Annotated in this window: 18 protein-coding genes; 3 read left to right on the forward strand and 15 right to left on the reverse strand. The window is 48.5% G+C overall.

The annotated features are described in order from the left end of the window. Nucleotides 1-17 precede the first annotated feature (17 nt). The 3 genes from ytpR to ACFSUB_RS07625 all read right to left on the reverse strand — a co-directional run bounded on the left by ytpR (nucleotide 18) and on the right by ACFSUB_RS07625 (nucleotide 2,635). A complete protein-coding gene (gene ytpR, locus ACFSUB_RS07615; RefSeq protein WP_380712587.1) occupies nucleotides 18-641 on the reverse strand; it encodes a YtpR family tRNA-binding protein in 624 nt (207 codons plus the stop codon). A 67-nt stretch (nucleotides 642-708) separates the two neighbouring features. Then, nucleotides 709-1,506, reverse strand: coding sequence for a DUF1444 family protein (locus tag ACFSUB_RS07620; protein WP_380712588.1), 798 nt, complete (start codon nucleotides 1,504-1,506; stop codon nucleotides 709-711). A gap of 118 nt (nucleotides 1,507-1,624) precedes the next feature. Further along, on the reverse strand, nucleotides 1,625-2,635 hold the full coding sequence (locus tag ACFSUB_RS07625) for a PTS transporter subunit IIC (protein WP_380712589.1): 1,011 nt from the start codon (nucleotides 2,633-2,635) through the stop codon (nucleotides 1,625-1,627). Nucleotides 2,636-2,772: 137 nt separating this feature from the next. Here ACFSUB_RS07625 and ACFSUB_RS07630 point away from each other — a divergent pair, with 137 nt between their 5' ends. Continuing rightward, complete coding sequence (locus ACFSUB_RS07630) at nucleotides 2,773-3,219, forward strand: YtoQ family protein (protein ID WP_380712590.1); 447 nt, start codon at nucleotides 2,773-2,775, stop codon at nucleotides 3,217-3,219. Nucleotides 3,220-3,295: 76 nt separating this feature from the next. On the opposite strand, the gene ACFSUB_RS07635 is transcribed toward ACFSUB_RS07630, so the two are convergent. Both ACFSUB_RS07635 and ACFSUB_RS07640 read right to left on the reverse strand, forming a co-directional pair. Further along, entirely contained in the window at nucleotides 3,296-3,838 is a 543-nt protein-coding gene (locus ACFSUB_RS07635) for a DUF84 family protein (RefSeq protein ID WP_380712591.1), read from the reverse strand. Nucleotides 3,839-3,845: 7 nt separating this feature from the next. Beyond that, the gene (locus ACFSUB_RS07640; protein WP_380712592.1) at nucleotides 3,846-4,919 is read right to left on the reverse strand and encodes a M42 family metallopeptidase; all 1,074 of its coding nucleotides are present in this window, start codon (nucleotides 4,917-4,919) and stop codon (nucleotides 3,846-3,848) included. 143 nt (nucleotides 4,920-5,062) lie between these two features. Here ACFSUB_RS07640 and ACFSUB_RS07645 point away from each other — a divergent pair, with 143 nt between their 5' ends. Then, on the forward strand, nucleotides 5,063-5,368 hold the full coding sequence (locus ACFSUB_RS07645) for a PepSY domain-containing protein (RefSeq protein WP_380712593.1): 306 nt from the start codon (nucleotides 5,063-5,065) through the stop codon (nucleotides 5,366-5,368). Between the two features lie 73 nt (nucleotides 5,369-5,441). On the opposite strand, the gene ACFSUB_RS07650 is transcribed toward ACFSUB_RS07645, so the two are convergent. The 6 genes from ACFSUB_RS07650 to ACFSUB_RS07675 form a co-directional block, all read right to left on the reverse strand. Continuing rightward, a complete protein-coding gene (locus ACFSUB_RS07650; protein ID WP_380712594.1) occupies nucleotides 5,442-7,340 on the reverse strand; it encodes a PTS fructose transporter subunit IIABC in 1,899 nt (632 codons plus the stop codon). A 25-nt stretch (nucleotides 7,341-7,365) separates the two neighbouring features. Continuing rightward, nucleotides 7,366-8,280 (reverse strand): 1-phosphofructokinase, encoded by a 915-nt coding sequence (gene pfkB / locus ACFSUB_RS07655; protein ID WP_380712595.1) that lies wholly within the window; start codon nucleotides 8,278-8,280, stop codon nucleotides 7,366-7,368. After that, nucleotides 8,277-9,032 carry a DeoR/GlpR family DNA-binding transcription regulator gene (locus ACFSUB_RS07660; protein WP_380712596.1) on the reverse strand — a complete coding sequence of 252 codons (756 nt, stop codon included), beginning with the start codon at nucleotides 9,030-9,032 and terminating at the stop codon, nucleotides 8,277-8,279. Before ACFSUB_RS07660 ends, pfkB begins: the two co-directional genes overlap by 4 nt. Before the next feature lie 319 nt (nucleotides 9,033-9,351). Further along, nucleotides 9,352-10,200, reverse strand: a complete 849-nt coding sequence (locus ACFSUB_RS07665; protein WP_380712597.1) for an MBL fold metallo-hydrolase — start codon at nucleotides 10,198-10,200, stop codon at nucleotides 9,352-9,354. Nucleotides 10,201-10,210: 10 nt separating this feature from the next. Beyond that, the gene (trmB, locus tag ACFSUB_RS07670; protein ID WP_380712598.1) at nucleotides 10,211-10,873 is read right to left on the reverse strand and encodes a tRNA (guanosine(46)-N7)-methyltransferase TrmB; all 663 of its coding nucleotides are present in this window, start codon (nucleotides 10,871-10,873) and stop codon (nucleotides 10,211-10,213) included. 174 nt (nucleotides 10,874-11,047) lie between these two features. Then, nucleotides 11,048-11,833: a phosphotransferase family protein gene (locus ACFSUB_RS07675; protein WP_380712599.1), complete on the reverse strand. Its 786-nt coding sequence runs from the start codon at nucleotides 11,831-11,833 to the stop codon at nucleotides 11,048-11,050. Nucleotides 11,834-12,179: 346 nt separating this feature from the next. Here ACFSUB_RS07675 and purU point away from each other — a divergent pair, with 346 nt between their 5' ends. Continuing rightward, complete coding sequence (purU, locus tag ACFSUB_RS07680; RefSeq protein WP_380712600.1) at nucleotides 12,180-13,052, forward strand: formyltetrahydrofolate deformylase; 873 nt, start codon at nucleotides 12,180-12,182, stop codon at nucleotides 13,050-13,052. On the opposite strand, the gene ACFSUB_RS07685 is transcribed toward purU, so the two are convergent. The 4 genes from ACFSUB_RS07685 to thpR are packed head-to-tail and all read right to left on the reverse strand — an operon-like array spanning nucleotide 13,053 to nucleotide 15,669. Then, nucleotides 13,053-14,006, reverse strand: a complete 954-nt coding sequence (locus ACFSUB_RS07685) for a nuclease-related domain-containing protein (protein ID WP_380712601.1) — start codon at nucleotides 14,004-14,006, stop codon at nucleotides 13,053-13,055. 15 nt (nucleotides 14,007-14,021) lie between these two features. Beyond that, nucleotides 14,022-14,711: an LrgB family protein gene (locus ACFSUB_RS07690; RefSeq protein WP_380712602.1), complete on the reverse strand. Its 690-nt coding sequence runs from the start codon at nucleotides 14,709-14,711 to the stop codon at nucleotides 14,022-14,024. Further along, nucleotides 14,704-15,069 (reverse strand): CidA/LrgA family protein, encoded by a 366-nt coding sequence (locus tag ACFSUB_RS07695; RefSeq protein WP_380712603.1) that lies wholly within the window; start codon nucleotides 15,067-15,069, stop codon nucleotides 14,704-14,706. The genes ACFSUB_RS07690 and ACFSUB_RS07695 overlap by 8 nt, the downstream gene beginning before the upstream one ends. Before the next feature lie 42 nt (nucleotides 15,070-15,111). Continuing rightward, nucleotides 15,112-15,669: an RNA 2',3'-cyclic phosphodiesterase gene (gene thpR, locus ACFSUB_RS07700; RefSeq protein ID WP_380712604.1), complete on the reverse strand. Its 558-nt coding sequence runs from the start codon at nucleotides 15,667-15,669 to the stop codon at nucleotides 15,112-15,114. Between the last annotated feature and the right edge of the window lie 255 nt (nucleotides 15,670-15,924).

Genomic DNA, 15,924 nt, shown 5'->3' on the forward strand with positions numbered 1-15,924 from the left:
ACAGCAGGCAGAGGCACTCACTGCTTGTGGTACTGCATCAGGAAATCCGCACCTGTCGTGTAGGAGTCGTTCAGCTCAAGAATTCCTTTCTCCGACGGTGCATCAGGAAGCGCCAGTTCTTTGGCGGAACATATCATACCGCTGGAGGAGACACCCCGGAGCTTCGATTTCTTTATTTTCATCCCGGAAGGCATCTCATCTCCCGGTTTGGCAACGACGACTTTCTGGTCTTTCTTTACGTTCGGTGCACCGCATACGATTTGCAGCGTCTCCGTCCCGGTATCAACCTGGCAGACACTCAGCTTATCGGCATCCGGGTGTTTCTTTTTTTCCGTAACGTGGCCGACAACAAACGAGGCTTCTTCCGGAAAAGAAACAATATGCTGCTCAAGGCCGTTTGTGGTCAGAGCATGCTCGATCAGAGCTTTCACGTCTTTTGTCAGCGCGCACATCCCGGTCTGGTTTATCTTTTTGTAAGAAGAGGCATGAAAAATGTGAAAGCCGGCCGTTTCTCCATTTTCCTTATTATACAGCCGTGCCACATCCCCGTGTTTTTCTGTACCACGGTTTTGTTTCTCTATTTCTTTCAGGGAAACAAGAAGTGTATCCCCGATGCCCTTATTGTTGTAAAAAACGTTCATAAACTGTTTCTCCTTTTCCTGTGAAATTCCTATGTTATTGTAGCATAAACCGAACCGCGGTGCGCTTTTAATTCTCGGGTTTTTTCCGAGCGAGAATGAAAATCGGTTCAAGGCCGCCGTCTTCATATAAGAACGGCAGAGCTGTCACAGGAATCCGGCCGTTGTTGAAAAAGCGGAACGTCATCTGCCCGAGCACATCATAGCCGGCGTCATTTTGAATGTCGGCTATGATCATCACATCCTGGTGCGGCACAGCAATAGCTGTGTCACCTGTGACTTTTGCATCCATTTCTTTAATAAAAGTCTCGTGCAGCAGACGGCTGGCATCGTATCCATCATTGGAATTAATAAAATAAAACGTATTCCCCGCCACTTCATCGGTTTTATACTCATTCGGGAGCTGGCGGACGTTAAACAATGCGAGTTCCTTCATCTGTTCATTCGAGAAACCTTCTCTATTTACCGTTTCTTCTTCAAGCATTGTGTAGGCATCTCCCAGATCCAGAGCATAGTAAATTCTTGTTTCCGCGGTATGCTCGGAAAAGAGCAGAGCCTTGCCGTCTTTTGTTTCCGTTGGGAAGGAGGTGGATCTCAGTACCGGATAAATGTTTTTTTCTTTTCCTTGGATAACAACATTGCGCTCCATCGCTTCAAAGGAAGCATCAATAAACATGGCCGCTTCTTCCAGCGCTTTCTCATGATCGGTGTCATTTTTAGCCAGAAGTTTGTTCAGGTCAAGATCCAGGCCTTTATTCAGACCGGTGTGCTCCACCCGCAGCGAACTTTTTTCCTCGTCGAATATAAACTTCCGGTTATTTTTTGCAAGCTGTTTTTCCAATCTGTTTCTGAATTCCTCTAAATCCATCTATATCTCTCCTAAACGCGTCATCCATACTGTTTAACGGTATTTCTTTTAGTTTAACACGAAAAAAACCAGTATATAAATCAATAGACGACCCTCTCCGCTAAAATGGTGTTATGCTTCACCCTTGATCAATCGTCATGTCACCAAACGTAATCCACTGCTTCCTTCTCATCCATTCCGACAAGAGCAGACTTACGACAGCAGGGCCGGCGATATGGGTGAGCAGCATGGCCAGGAGCACATCGACGTGAAACCCCATTACCGAAAAAGTCATTACTTGTCCGACCAGCCCGCTCGTTCCCATTCCTGCCCCCGCTGCATTGTTTTCCATAAGAAAGACTATGGTAGAAAGCGGGGCAAAAACAGCACCCGCTATCGTCGGAGGAAGCAGAATAACAGGTTTTCTGACAACGTTGGGCACCTGCAGCATGGACGTCCCGATACCAAGTGCGGCAAGACCTGATACCCCGTTTTCCCGGTAACTGCTCACCGCAAATCCGACCATCTGGGCAGAGCATCCCACTGCTGCGGCGCCGGCAGCTATTCCTTCCAGCTCAATCATAATAGCAATAGCCGCGCTTGATATAGGAGCGGTAAGTGCCAGACCCATCAAGACCGCCACTATGATTCCCATGATAAACGGCTGCCTCTCTGTCGCCCACATCACAGCGTCTCCGAAACCAACCATTCCGTTTTGAATGACCGGTCCCAGGAAATAGGCCGTCGTATACCCCGCTGCAATCGTAACAAACGGTGTCACGATGATATCGAGTCTCGTTTCTTTTGATACAAGTTTCCCCAGTTCCACAGATATCAAAGCAGCAAGAAAGGCCCCCGCCGGACCGCCAAGTTCAGCACCGGCAGCGCCCGTTATAACAGCCGAAAACAGAACAAGCGGCGGAGCTTTCAGGCCATATGCCACCGAAGCGCCGATGGCAGGTCCCATAAGATCCATGGCCAGCTGCCCCATCTCTTCTAAAAATGACAGCGTGAATTGTTCACCAATTGTGCGTATAATAAGACCAATAATCAATGAAGAAAAAAGACCAAGAGCCATATAACTCAATGAAGTGACAGCATATGTCTTTACAGATAAGTTAACACCTTTACGCAAAAAAAATTCCTTCATCGTTCTCCCCCTCCCGGTAAAGAATTGTGATGTTTTTCACTTTCTTTTATCTTACCCTTCTTCTTTATGAATTGACAAGAGAAAGAATGCATTTCATGATGTGTATGTATTATTTTCTTGATAAGGGAGGTTTCAGCATGGAACTAAATGTATATTTAGCAGGACAGATTCACGATGACTGGAGACAGGAACTTAGAGACCTCGCCGAAAAACAGGAGTTGCCTCTTCGATTTTTCGGACCGATGGAAAACCACAGCCGCTCCGACAACATCGGCGAAGAAATTCTCGGCAGTCAGCATGATGCCGTGCAGAAAGACGATGCCGCTTCTGATTTTAACAACCTGCGCACCCAGATTCTGATGCAGAAATCCGATGTCGTCATCGCGCTGTTCGGCGAAAAATATAAACAATGGAATACTGCTATGGATGCAGGAGCCGCTGCTGCGATGGGCAAACCTCTGATCCTGATCCGTCCCGAAGATCTCCATCATCCGACAAAAGAACTGGCCAACAAGGCAAACGTCGTCGTTGAAACGAAAGAACAGGCGCTTCAGGCTCTTTCCTACGTATTCGAAACCCAATAACCACATGCTCTTCATATATTGTTGATTGATCGAAAAAACAGCCGCCCGGAGCAGTATCCCGGCGGCTGTTTTTTATTTATTCTGCTGATTTTCTGAAAGCTGATGGATCCCGCCTGTCAAAGCACCACTGCCCGTAAAGAAGCCGGACAGTGTGCTCAAACATTTCCGCTCTTGATATCATACCATCCGTGAAGATGCCGACCGCTCCTTCGTGGTGGTTGATGTTGTGCCGGTTGGTGTAGTCGTTCATAATTGTTTTTAATTCGCCGCCTGTCCAAAGTTTTTCAGCGATTTCAGCAGGCAGTTTTAGTTTTGCCCCGGCCGCAGTAACCATATGTCTGCTGCTGTCGATCAGGGCGCCCCAATTACAGAGATACAACCCGTCCTGCATTTCCATCACACCGCCTTCAAGGCCGATACCTGCGTCTGCCCTCTCGTTCAGAACAGCTGCCGCGCGGTACTGTGCTCCCTCTTTCGTTTCTTCATCGGAAAAGGGCTGCACCGAGACACCCGTTTCGACCTCAAACCCCTGAATCTCACAGCCCTCGTTTCCGAAAACAGCAGACACGGCTTTTATCTTTGCTTTATTGGTGGAGCCGACGCCGAGAATCATGGTCATAGGAGCATCAGACTCCTTTGCGGATCATCTCAAGGGCATTGTTGTCCGTCGTCTGCACGAGTTTTACAAGCAGTTCTTTCGCTGCGGCATAATCATCCACATGCAGAATGGAACCGGCGGTATGAATGTATCTTGAGCACACCCCGACGACAGCGGATGGAACGCCTTCGTTCGATGTATGTACCCGTCCGGCATCTGTACCTCCCTGGGATACGAAATACTGATACGGAATGTCATTGGCTTCCGCTGTATCCAGAACAAAATCACGCATACCGCGGTGGGTGATCATCGTCTGATCAAAAATCCGGAGCAGTGCTCCTTTTCCAAGATGACCGAATGCATCGCTTCCACCGGCGGCGTCATTGGCCGGGCTTGCATCCATCGCGTAAAACACATCCGGCTGAATCATCCGGGACGCTGTCGCTGCTCCGCGCAGTCCGACTTCTTCCTGCACCGTCGCACCGGAATACACAACGTTTGGATGATTGGTGTTCTGCAGTTCTTTCATCAGCTCAATGGATAAGCCGACGCCGTACCGGTTGTCCCATGCTTTCGCCAGAATCTTCTTGTCATTGGCCATCGGCGTGAACGTACCAGCCGGCAGAATCGGCTGTCCGGGTTTCACTCCGATGTGTTCGGCATCTTCCTTATCATCGGCCCCGATGTCGATATACATCTTGTTCATCGGCATTGGTTTCTGGCGCTGTGATTCTTCCAGCAGATGAGGTGGTGTTGAACCAATCACCCCTGGAATGGAACCGTTTTCGGTGATAACCTCCACTCGCTGCGCCAGCAGCACCTGGCTCCACCAGCCGCCGAGCGGTTCAAACTGAATCATTCCTTTTTTGTCGATATGTGTGACCATAAAGCCGACTTCATCCATATGCCCGGCCGCCATCACTTTCGGGCCGGTGGAATCTCCGGTTTTTTTCCCAAAAACACTGCCCAGTTTATCCTGGACGATGTCCTCACTCAAAGGCCGGAGCTGTTCTTTCATATAGTCTCTCACCGGTTTTTCAAAACCGGGAGCCCCCGGAAGTTCGGTTAACGTCTGGAACATTTGTTTCGTCTCTTCGTTCATCGTTGACTCCTTTCCGTTTCTTCTCCCCTTTTCATTTTATCGGAAGCTCTCTGCTTTTTCTACCTATACACATCTTTACGTTTGGAATCAGAAGAATTTTAGGCTATACTTGTAATAAATGAGATAGAAAAGGCAGGGATACCATGAAAGTAAGAGATATTCTCATTGGAGCAGGTGTAGGTCTTGCAGCCGGTTATGCATTGAAAGAGTGCACCGCAGGCAGCCACATTTCTCCTGAAAAAGCACTCAAAACCGTAAAGGAAAACATTCAGGATCATATACCTGTCAACGGATCATGGATTCATATGACCGCAGAAAATTACATGAAAGACAATCTCGACTACAAAGTGTACCGCGGCGGTATTTCGAGCACCAAAGAAGGCGAAACAAAGCAGATGGATTTCATCGTGGATGCCAAAACAGGCACCATTCTGGAACTGACGTCATAAACAAAACCGGGACAACCCTGTAAAAAAAGACGCTTCCGACTATCATTTTCGATAATCGGAAGCGTCTTTTTGTCTATTTTACCGGGCGTTTCAGGATTCCGGTTAACAGTGCTGTTACCATCATGCCGATTAAGATGGCTGCAATGTAGAGCAACGGATTGGTTCCCTGGATGGTCGGCACAACAAAGATACCTCCGTGCGGAGCCGGCAGTCCGGCGCTGAACAACATGGCAAGACCTCCGGCAACGGCTGAACCAGCAACAGATGCTGGAATAACACGGCCCGGATCCGCTGCGGCAAATGGAATGGCACCTTCTGTAATAAAGAATGCTCCCATAAAATAACTGGATAAACCTGCGTCCCGCTCTTCTTTCGCGAATTTCCGGCGGAACAGGCTTGTTGCCAGCGCAATGCCGAGCGGCGGCACCATACCGCCTGCCATAATCGCCGCCATCGGAGCAAAGTTTCCGGCATCAATCATGGCAATACCGAATGTATAGGAAGCTTTATTGACAGGGCCACCCATATCAACCGACATCATTCCGCCCAGAATGATACCGAGAAGGACAATGTTACCGGTCCCCATCCCGCTCAGAAGATCTTGAAGAGTTTGGGTCAGCCAGCTTACCGGTGGATTAATGACAACCGCCATTAACAAGCCTACAATGAAAATATTCAGGACCGGGTAAAAGAGAATGGTCTTGATACCGTCAAACACTTTCGGCAGACCGGCCAGTGCTTTTTTCATCAGATTCGCTGTATATCCCGCAAGGAACCCGGCAATCAAACCGCCGAGGAAACCGGCGCCTCCGGTTGTCGCCAGGAGTCCTCCAATCATGCCGGGCGCAAAACCGGGACGATCGGCAATGCTCATTGCGATAAAGCCGGCAAGAACGGCAACCATCAGCTGAAAGGCATGATCGGCCCCTATGGAATTTAATGTGGCTGCAAAAGCATTATAATCTTCATGTCCCTGTTCTGCTGAGTTAATACCGAAAAAGAAGGATACAGCCATAAGCACTCCACCGCCGACAACAAACGGCAGCATATTCGACACGCCGTTCATGAGGTGCTTGTAAAAACCGGTTCGTCCTTTGCTGTCCTGCGACCCATCTTCTTCCTCTGCTCCATCCGCATGATAGACCGGCACCTCTCCATTTGTTACCTGATCAATCAGTTCTTCCGGCTTTTTCATCCCGTCGGATACTCCTTTGATCAGCACGGGGCGGCCGTCGAAACGACTCATTTCCACTTTTGTATCCGATGCAATAATAATGCCGTCGGCGCCGGCAATTTCCTCGGATGTCAGGGCATTGTCGATCCCATTGGAGCCATTGGTTTCGACTTTAATGGACAATCCTTTTTCTTTTGCCTTTTCCTTTAAAGCATCCGCTGCCATAAATGTATGGGCAATGCCTGTAGGGCAGCCTGTAACCGCAAGAATCCTTGGTGTGGAACGCTCCTGATTCTCCACCTGCGCTGCCTGCTGCTGTTCTTTTTCATCAGCGCCGAGCTTCTCTTCTTCTTTTTGATCCACCAGTTTCAGAATTTCGTCCTCTGATGAAGCCTGCAGCAGGTCTGCACGAAACGTTTCGTCCATAAGCAGTGTTGAGAGTCTCGATAATGTCTGAAGATGGTCCTGATTCGCCCCTTCACTTGCTGCAATCATGAAAAACAGATGAGCCGGCTGCCCGTCGAGCGATTCATAATCCGTTCCTTCATGAGAGCGTCCAAAAGCAATCGCCGGTGTTTTCACGGCCTGCGTCTTGGCGTGGGGGATCGCAATTCCTTCCCCGATACCGGTGGAACTCTCGTTTTCCCTTCCATGAATCGCTTCTTTAAACGATGCCGGATCAGACAGATTCCCCGCTTTATCGAGCACGTTCACCAGCTCATCAATGACTCCCGCTTTTGAATCAGCCTGCAGATCGAGCACCATCGTCTCTTTTTGCAGCAGTTCTGTAATTTTCATCGAATGTCACCCCTTTTCCCTATTTTTAAAGCGTTGTGACTTTTATCTCTCTCTGCACTTTTTCCACTTCATCTTTTGTACAGAAGTCTTCTGAAAACGCGGTGGCACTTCCCGCAGCTGAAGCGTAGGCGAGAATGTCTTCCGGTTTTTGAAAGGACTGCACCGCTTTGATAAACCCGGCCACGAGCGAATCACCTGCTCCCACGGAATTCACTGCCTCACGCACCGGGGGAACGGCACGGCAGGCCCCTTCCGAATGCAGATAAACCGCTCCTTCGCCGGCCATGGAAATGATGATGTGCTGAATGCCTTGTTCTTCCATCAGTTTTCTGCCGTAATGCACCGCATCCCCGGCCGTTTCAATGGAAACGTCGTACAGTTCGCCAAGCTCTTTATGATTTGGTTTAATAAAATACGGTTCTCCTTTGAGGGCCCGCTTCAACGGTTCACCGCTTGTATCAAGGTATACTTTCACCTGCTGCTGTTTCAGTGTTTTCATCAGTTGTTCGTAATAATCCACAGGAAGGACCGAAGGCAGACTTCCGGCGAGGACAACTTCATCCTGCCCGGTCAACTGCGTCAGCTTATCCTCCAGCATTTTCATGTCGGAGTCCCGAACCGCCGGAGAAACTCCGTTCACTTCCGTTTCCTCGGCCCCTCTCAGCTTCACGTTAATCCGCGTGTCTTCCTCCACCGCTGTAAAATCAGTGGAAATGCCCTCTTTTGTAAGTGAATCCTTTATATAATCACCGGTAAAACCTCCGATAAAGCCAAGTGCAGTACTCGCTGTTCCCAGGCGTTTCAGCACCCGGGAGACGTTAATGCCTTTTCCGCCGGGGTATTTGATATCCCCCCGTGACCGGTTAACGGTTCCTTCCTGGAACCCCGGCACGTCGACTATATAATCCAGCGCTGGATTGAGTGTCACCGTATAAATCATGTTTTCACAACCTTTACTTCTGTTCGCTGCTGCAGTTGCTGCAGGTAGTCCTTATCTACATTCCCTGAGGTCAGAACGGCTGCCCGGTCCACCTGCGCCACACTGGCAAAAGAAATTTCTCCCATCTTGGAATAGTCGGCCAGCACCCACGATTTCGACGACAGGGAAAGAGCAGTTTTTTTCACAAATGCCTCTTCCGGGTCCGGAGTAGTAAAACCATGAACAGCGTCCACCCCGTTCATTCCGAGAAAGCAGGCATCAAATCGGAATTCGCGCAAAGACATCACTGCTTTTTCCCCTGTCAGCGCCGATGTTCCCGGTTTAGCTTTCCCCCCCGTCACGTAGGTCTGAATGCCGCGTTCCAGCAGAAGTGGCACATGCGGGATGCCGTTTGTTACGACGACAATATCCTTCCCCGCCAAATGCGGAATCATTTCCACCGTTGTTGTGCCGGCATCAAGAAATATACAGTCCCGTTCTTTCACGACGGATGCCGCTTCTGCTGCGAGCGCCTTTTTGTCTTTTTGATTGGTGCTCTGCTTTTCCGCAATCGAAGGCTCTTCCAGTTTCCGCTTTAGAAGAGAAGCACCTCCATGTAAGCGTTTTACATAGTTTTCAGACTCAAGCTCCGTTAAATCCCGCCTGATGGTTGATTCGGATGCACCAATAGTAGAAACCAGCTCCTGTACGGACACGGTTTCTCTGGACTGCAGGACGTTCAGTATCTGTTCTTTTCGTTCCGCATGAAGCATGATACGCCCTCCTCTCATGTTCAAAGGAAACGCTTACTATTATTATCTTTCTATATTATATAATCATTTTCGTTCAAAATCAATCATATTTTTAATTGATTTTGACTGAAAACAATCATATGTAGTCACATTGGTGACGGTTGAAGCAAATTGTGCACCTCAGATATACTCTAACGGTTGCTTTTTCCCTGTTTTCGTAAAAAGTACCTTTTAGGGCGCATCTAACACTCACATTCTCCTCCAGCCCCCCCTGAAAAGTGATGCTGAGCGTAAACACAAAAAAGATGATTCCTGCTTCTCACAGAAACCATCTTCTCCGTCATGCCCCGTTATTCCCAAGTATATGCTGCCGGGTACCGCCCTCTTCATCAAACTGGACCGCCCGGTATCTGCAGTCATGATAAAACGTAAACCAGGCCCGGCTGTTGTATCCAAGCTCCATATACCGCTGTTTTACCTCTATAGAATCCATCGGGTAATCATCATAGGCGGTCACCCACAATACAGGCTGATGGGCAAGCGTCGGCATATTGTCCGCCATATGGATGAGCGTTTCTTCCCCCTGCTCCATGGTAATAATACTCATACCCCGGCTGTGGCCGCCGGTTTTTTTCATCGTTATTCCGGGAGCCGGGATGCAGGTCTCCTCATATGTTTCCACCTGGCTGCGTACCGGTTTCCAGTTTTGTTCCCAGTACGTGTTCGCAGACCGGATATTCGGGTTGGTCGTTTCCGACCACTCTTCAGCTGAGGTCCGGATGACCGCGTTCTCAAAGACAGGAACATCCTCTCCGTGCTGATGCTTAACAAGCCCGGCTGCATGGTCATAATGCATATGTGTCATGAGAACGTCATCAATGTCCGCCGTTGTTAATCCAAGCGCATGCAGATCCTCTGCAATCTGTGATTCCTCCGTGATGCCGAAGTTGCGCTTCTGCTTTTCTGTGAAACGATCATTGCCAATACCCGCTTCTATCAACATGGTTCGGCCATTTCCCTGCACCAGAATAGGATCACAGCGCGTTTCGACCTGATTTTTTTCATTTACCGGATACTTCCGGGACCACAGCGGCTTTGGCACAACACCGAAAATCGCACCACCATCCGGATGTGTGACGCCGCCCCGCAGCCATGTCAGGGTATAATCGCCAATCTTCAGCTGATCCATGAAACCCCTCCTACTCCTTCGTTTCTGCTTTTTCATCCGGAAAAAACGCTTCCAGTCTGAAAATCGGCTGTTCCTTTTGATAAAACTTCCGCTCATACTCCGTCATGATGTTATGTTCCATATTGCTGTTGTGAAGGTCAAGTGACACGTTTTTCAGCACCATGCCACATCTCGACATACTTTCCAGGCTGTATTCAAACAACGTCTGGTTGTCGGTTTTCATATGGATATCATGCTCATTACGGAGTACTTTTTCGTATAAATCCAAAAACGTTTTATGTGTCAGACGCCTTTTTTCATGCCTCTTTTTCGGCCATGGATCGGTAAAATTAATAAACAGTCTGTCCACTTCATTTTCATCAAAAAAATCAAGCAGATTCAAGACATCTCCGTGAATAAAACGAATATTTTCCCGTCTTTCATGAAGAATACGCTGCATCCCGGTAACAAGAACACTCTCGTATTTTTCCATTCCAATAAAATTGATATCCGGGTAAGCCCGGCTCATTTCATCAATAAATTTTCCTTTTCCGGTACCAAGTTCAACATGGACCGGATTGTCATTGCCAAAAAGTTCTCTCCATCCGTCCGCAACCTGGGATGAATCAGATATTACCAGTTCCGGATGCTGCTGGATCCAGTCCCCGGCCCATGGTTTACGACGCAGTCGCATGTGCATTCCCTCCTGTTCGAACATTTCCTGCAGTTTCTGTTAGTCCGGCAGCAAATACCGGATGTTATAAAAGTCCGACCCGCCGGGCCGGACTTTTAAATAGTATAATAAACTTCCACGCTGCACCCGTCCTGAAGGCAGTGCAGCCGTATCATCCTGTGGAAGCTGCTGTTTTTAAACGGTGCCGTATACGAGGCCGTAAAGATAGTCCGTCCATGAGGCAGCTTTCTGGTTGAAACCTCTGCTCCGGTGATAAAGAGCCCGTTCAAGAGCATCGGCTGTGACGTACCAGTGCATTCTCCTTTTCAGGTTGCGGGTAAGAGAGAGTCCGTAATGGCGCAGCCACTGCTCCCACTCTCCCACCGGTATATACTCATACAATAGAAGTCCAAGATCAAAAGCCGGATCCGCAACCGTGGCTCCGTCCCAATCAATTAAATATAATTCATTACCGGAATTAATCATCCAGTTGTTGTGATTGATATCACAGTGACAGACAACCATAGGGGATGATACCACTTCCGAATAAGCAGCAAGCAGGTAATGAAGAGCCTCCTGAAACAATGGGGGAAATGCATCATCGCGCTGCATCTGTGATTTCAGGTTTTCAATAATAATCGATGGTGTCAACGGTTCATTTCCGATACGCTTGAACATATCAAGCAGCTCACTGGATGCATGTATTTTGCTCAGCAGACCCGCTACATCCGCACGGTTCATATCAGAAGCACGCAGTTCACGTCCATGCACCCAACGCTGTGCTGTGATGACATCGCCGTTTTCCAGACGCTTTGTCCATAATAACTTTGGAACTATTCCTTCGGCAGAAAGTACTGCTAAAAAAGGGGAGGAGTTACGTTTTAGAAACAGCTTCTGCTCTCCGGCCCAGGCAATATACGCTTCACCGGTCGTTCCGCCTGCAGGTTCAACGGTCCATTCATTTCCCAATAGAAGATCCAATACCTTCACCCTCGTTTTTACAGTTTCCTCTTTCAACCAATATATCAGGCAGAAATTCGTCTGTTTATCTTTTATTGTCCATTCATTCCGGGTGTCCGGATGAACGTGCGTGACATGGGGATTTTTCCGTTCTTCATCTATTTCAATGTCGTAAAAGAGCGAATCGTTTTTAATAGTATCAAAGTTTTTGATACATCGTCAACGACAACCTTTGTTCGCTCTCCTCCCGGACAGAGGCGGCTGGTGCGCGCTTGGGACGAATCGATTGATCTCCTTCTTTTTTTTACCCGGCAGGAGTGATATAGTTAACAACGTATGAATGATTTGTAATTGGAGGCTCATTGTCATGCACGAAACCCATCAATCCAATCGGGTGCGGCTGTTAATATCCTGCCCGGACCAACCCGGTATTGTAGCTGCTGTGTCGCAGTATCTGCAGAAGCAGCAGGCTAACATTGTACAGTCCGACCAATACAGCACAGATCCGGAAGGCGGAACATTTTTCATGCGTATTGAATTCAACCTGCCTTCTTTTGAGGAACGTTTCCCTCTTATTCTACAGGGATTTGAGTCTATTGCCGACTCGTTTCAGATGAGCTGGCGGCTCGAACAGGAACGTAAGCGTAAGAAAATGGCCGTGTTTGTATCCAAAGAAGACCATTGTCTGCTGGAGCTCTTATGGCGCTGGCGCTCCGGCGAACTGGAAGTAGATATTCCGGTGGTTATCAGTAACCACGATCAGTTACGTGATATTGTAGAAAGTTACGGCATTCCTTTCCGGCATATTCCGGTAACCAAGGAGACAAAAGTGCAGGCGGAACAACAGCAAAAAGAAGTAATAGAAGCATATGACATTGATTTTATCGTGTTGGCGCGCTACATGCAGATTCTTTCGCCTTCTTTTGTGAAGTCATTCCAGCATAAAGTGATCAATATCCATCACTCTTTTCTGCCGGCATTCATCGGAGCCAACCCATATCAAAAAGCCTTTGACCGCGGCGTGAAACTGATCGGCGCGACTGCCCACTATATAACAGATGATCTCGATGAAGGACCGATTATCGACCAGGAAGTTCTCCGGGTCAATCACCGCTACGGAGCGGGAGATCTGAAAGTCGCCGGACGTAACGTGGAAAAAATCGCGCTCGCCCGCGCTGTCGACTGGCATATCCAGGATAAAATCCTCGTCTACGAAAACAAAACGATTATTTTCAACTAGTCAGTCTTCCTCTTCCATATCTTCCATCAGCTCCCTCCGCCGAAAGGATGTCGTCAACGTATGCTGCAGTAATGTTTCCGCGGCATACAGCTGATTTTTCTTAATCGGCGAGGGGGTTCTTTTTCTTTTCTCAAACCAGACATCGTGATTTCGTTTATCCACCATTTCCACTTTCATTCCGGGAGCCCGGTGATCAATGACAGAAGTCGGGGACCATACCGCCCGGTGCAGCTCCATCTCAAGGGGATGCTCCTGAAATATGGACTGAATGACACGGCTCATTCGATTAAGCGAAATCACCGGGTTAACGATACGGTGCCTGCTCTTATGAACATACTCGTTCCAGTAACGACCCGAGGACGTCTCAAACACACTGTTTTTATCCCCGGAAAGATAAGAAAGACATATAATTTCTGTCGGACTGATCAGAATGATATCCATGTCCAGCGGGGCACCCCCGACAGAGAATACCGGATAATATAAAATAAGGTAGTTATCAGGCAGGAATCGAAGCAGAAACCTCAAATTCTGATCATATTTATAAACAGGATTCATACGCGATTCTTCCAGAATGGATGCACTCGCCCACCTTAGCTGAGCCATGAATAACTCTTCAAAGAACATATCCTTCAATTGCTCAAGCGATTTTCCTTCATAAAAAAGAGAGCGGTCATCCGTCTCCTGCGCCGGTTCTTCTTTTTTTCCGCGCCTTTCCTGAAACTGTTTTAATCGGTTGATAGCTCCCTGAAAAAAACCGTCCCCCGCTTCTTCAAGCCAGTCCTCCAGCGTTTCTTCCTGAAGGGGCTCCTGCGCATTTTCATTATTCACCTTTCTCCAATCGCGTTTCATACTCTCCCACCGCTCTTTTTTCAAGCGGGAAAAACGACTCAGGTAGCGCTGCATATCATTCATATACCTTGATGTATAATCTTCCAATTTTATTAAATGAGCCATGATAACCCCTCCTTATCAAAAGAAAATCGCTGTCAGTAATGGGGTGATAAAGGAGAGAAGCAGAGCGCTAAGTGTCATCGCCACTGATCCTGCTGTCCCTTCCAGTTCACTATTTTCAAGTGCTTTTGCCGTTCCTATGGCATGGGAAGCCGCTCCGAAAGAAATCCCTTTGGCGAGAGACTGTGATATGCCGGTAAAAGCAAACACATAGGACGCACTCACGACACCGCCTATGCCTGCAACCATGACAAAAACAGCCGCAACAGCTGGAATACCTCCTGTCGTCTGTGCGATATCCATGGCGACCGGTGTCGTAACCGATTTCGGAAGAACAGTAGCAATCAATTCGTCATCCAGACCCAGCCACCTTGCAGGAACGTACCCCGACAGCACCCCCGCCAGCGCACCTGCCGTGATACCGGCGGTGAGTGGAAATGCATATTTTTTCACCGTTTCGCGCTGTTTGTACAGCGGCAGGGCAAGAGCCACCACTGCAGGACCCAGCAGCTTTTCAATCCACTGTCCGCCTGACATGTAAGTCGAATAGGAAATATCCATAACAAGCAGAAACAAGACAATGGTGATCGTTCCGGTGACAATCGGAAGCGTAATCGGATACGGAAAACGCCGGTAAAACCACCGGGTTCCCTGATAGACTGCCACCGTCCCCGCCACAGCTGCAAATGCCGGCAGCCATTCATTCATGATGATTCCTCCTTCTTAACAGCAGCTGCACCGTCCAGCCGGACGTAACGAGCACAAGCAGTGTACTGAGATACGCAATAACCACAAGCCATAATCCCTTTCCGGTGAATAGCTGTGTATGGGCAATAACCCCAGCCGTCACGGGAAGGAAAAGAAGCGGCATATGGGACAGGAGAAGAGAAGTTCCCTGTTCGATCCATACCGGTTTCACGAGATTCAGCGAAAAGCAGACCAGCAGCAGCAGCATCCCGATAATGCTTCCGGGTATCATGAGCTGTAATGCTTCCTGAATCCATACCCCTGTATAATAAAAGACAAATAAAATTCCAATATGAAAGACAATTCGAATCGTCTGCATGTTTTCTCCTCTGCTCCAGCATCAAAATATCATGTTTTTTCTTTATTCCGGACCGAGCGGAAAGGTTTCCACCCTTTCATATTTCACTTCCCGGTGCGGGTGTGTGCGAAAAAGAACAACCTCCTCTGCTGTCCAAGTCATCGTTTTAAGCTCCGGCAGGAAAACGGACTGCCGGGAAAAAGAATATGCTCCGGTCCATGTTCGGGCCAGTGTAATATGAGGGCGGTATTTTCGTTTTTCTTCCGCAAAACCGCAGGAAACGCAGCTGTCTGCGACGCGCTGCTGAAGACGCTGCAGTTCTTCCGGACAGTTTGTATCCGCCCACAACACCTTTGGGGCCTCCCGCGGTCCGAAATGCCCTATCCCGCCTGTCTGCATTGTGATGGCAGGGCACGCAGAGCAACTGCGGCGTACGAGTTCCGTCGTCTGTTGAAGAACAGCCTCATCCGCTGCCCCGAGAAAAAAGAGTGTAATATGGTAATCCTCCGGGTGAACCCATGTTTTAAATGAAAGGTCGAACACTGCTTCTTGTGTCCACGAGGCGATTTCCTCTTTCACCTCCACGGACGGTACAAGCGCGGTAAAATAGTGCGGTTCCATGACGTCCCCCCTCTTTGTGACATTCACCTGCTTCCCTCTATTATATCGGATAACAACTGTTATGGCTAAACACAGGAACAATTCCCCGTTTCTGCAAATAGAAGAACAGCTCTGGAATATGTTACGATATGTGAAGCAGTTATAAAAAAAGCCCTGGCGCCCCGGGAAAACACCGAACAAACCTGTCTCCTGCAGATTGTCGGGAGGATGGGCGCCGAAGCTGTATTCAGGGGAATCCTGTAATCTATACGTTCC

The sequence above is a fragment of the Salibacterium lacus genome, assembly GCF_042684865.1.
GTDB classification, from domain to species: Bacteria; Bacillota; Bacilli; order Bacillales; family Marinococcaceae; genus Salibacterium; species Salibacterium lacus.

What these genes read in the sequence shown, in the direction of transcription:
- ytpR (WP_380712587.1), bottom strand. Translation starts at nt 641, where the DNA reads ATGAACGTTTTTTACAACAATAAGGGCATCGGGGATACACTTCTTGTT.
- ACFSUB_RS07620 (WP_380712588.1), bottom strand. Translation starts at nt 1,506, where the DNA reads ATGGATTTAGAGGAATTCAGAAACAGATTGGAAAAACAGCTTGCAAAA.
- ACFSUB_RS07625 (WP_380712589.1), bottom strand. Translation starts at nt 2,635, where the DNA reads ATGAAGGAATTTTTTTTGCGTAAAGGTGTTAACTTATCTGTAAAGACA.
- ACFSUB_RS07630 (WP_380712590.1), top strand. Translation starts at nt 2,773, where the DNA reads ATGGAACTAAATGTATATTTAGCAGGACAGATTCACGATGACTGGAGA.
- ACFSUB_RS07635 (WP_380712591.1), bottom strand. Translation starts at nt 3,838, where the DNA reads ATGACCATGATTCTCGGCGTCGGCTCCACCAATAAAGCAAAGATAAAA.
- ACFSUB_RS07640 (WP_380712592.1), bottom strand. Translation starts at nt 4,919, where the DNA reads ATGAACGAAGAGACGAAACAAATGTTCCAGACGTTAACCGAACTTCCG.
- ACFSUB_RS07645 (WP_380712593.1), top strand. Translation starts at nt 5,063, where the DNA reads ATGAAAGTAAGAGATATTCTCATTGGAGCAGGTGTAGGTCTTGCAGCC.
- ACFSUB_RS07650 (WP_380712594.1), bottom strand. Translation starts at nt 7,340, where the DNA reads ATGAAAATTACAGAACTGCTGCAAAAAGAGACGATGGTGCTCGATCTG.
- pfkB (WP_380712595.1), bottom strand. Translation starts at nt 8,280, where the DNA reads ATGATTTATACGGTGACACTCAATCCAGCGCTGGATTATATAGTCGAC.
- ACFSUB_RS07660 (WP_380712596.1), bottom strand. Translation starts at nt 9,032, where the DNA reads ATGCTTCATGCGGAACGAAAAGAACAGATACTGAACGTCCTGCAGTCC.
- ACFSUB_RS07665 (WP_380712597.1), bottom strand. Translation starts at nt 10,200, where the DNA reads ATGGATCAGCTGAAGATTGGCGATTATACCCTGACATGGCTGCGGGGC.
- trmB (WP_380712598.1), bottom strand. Translation starts at nt 10,873, where the DNA reads ATGCGACTGCGTCGTAAACCATGGGCCGGGGACTGGATCCAGCAGCAT.
- purU (WP_380712600.1), top strand. Translation starts at nt 12,180, where the DNA reads ATGCACGAAACCCATCAATCCAATCGGGTGCGGCTGTTAATATCCTGC.
- ACFSUB_RS07685 (WP_380712601.1), bottom strand. Translation starts at nt 14,006, where the DNA reads ATGGCTCATTTAATAAAATTGGAAGATTATACATCAAGGTATATGAAT.
- ACFSUB_RS07690 (WP_380712602.1), bottom strand. Translation starts at nt 14,711, where the DNA reads ATGAATGAATGGCTGCCGGCATTTGCAGCTGTGGCGGGGACGGTGGCA.
- ACFSUB_RS07695 (WP_380712603.1), bottom strand. Translation starts at nt 15,069, where the DNA reads ATGCAGACGATTCGAATTGTCTTTCATATTGGAATTTTATTTGTCTTT.
- thpR (WP_380712604.1), bottom strand. Translation starts at nt 15,669, where the DNA reads ATGGAACCGCACTATTTTACCGCGCTTGTACCGTCCGTGGAGGTGAAA.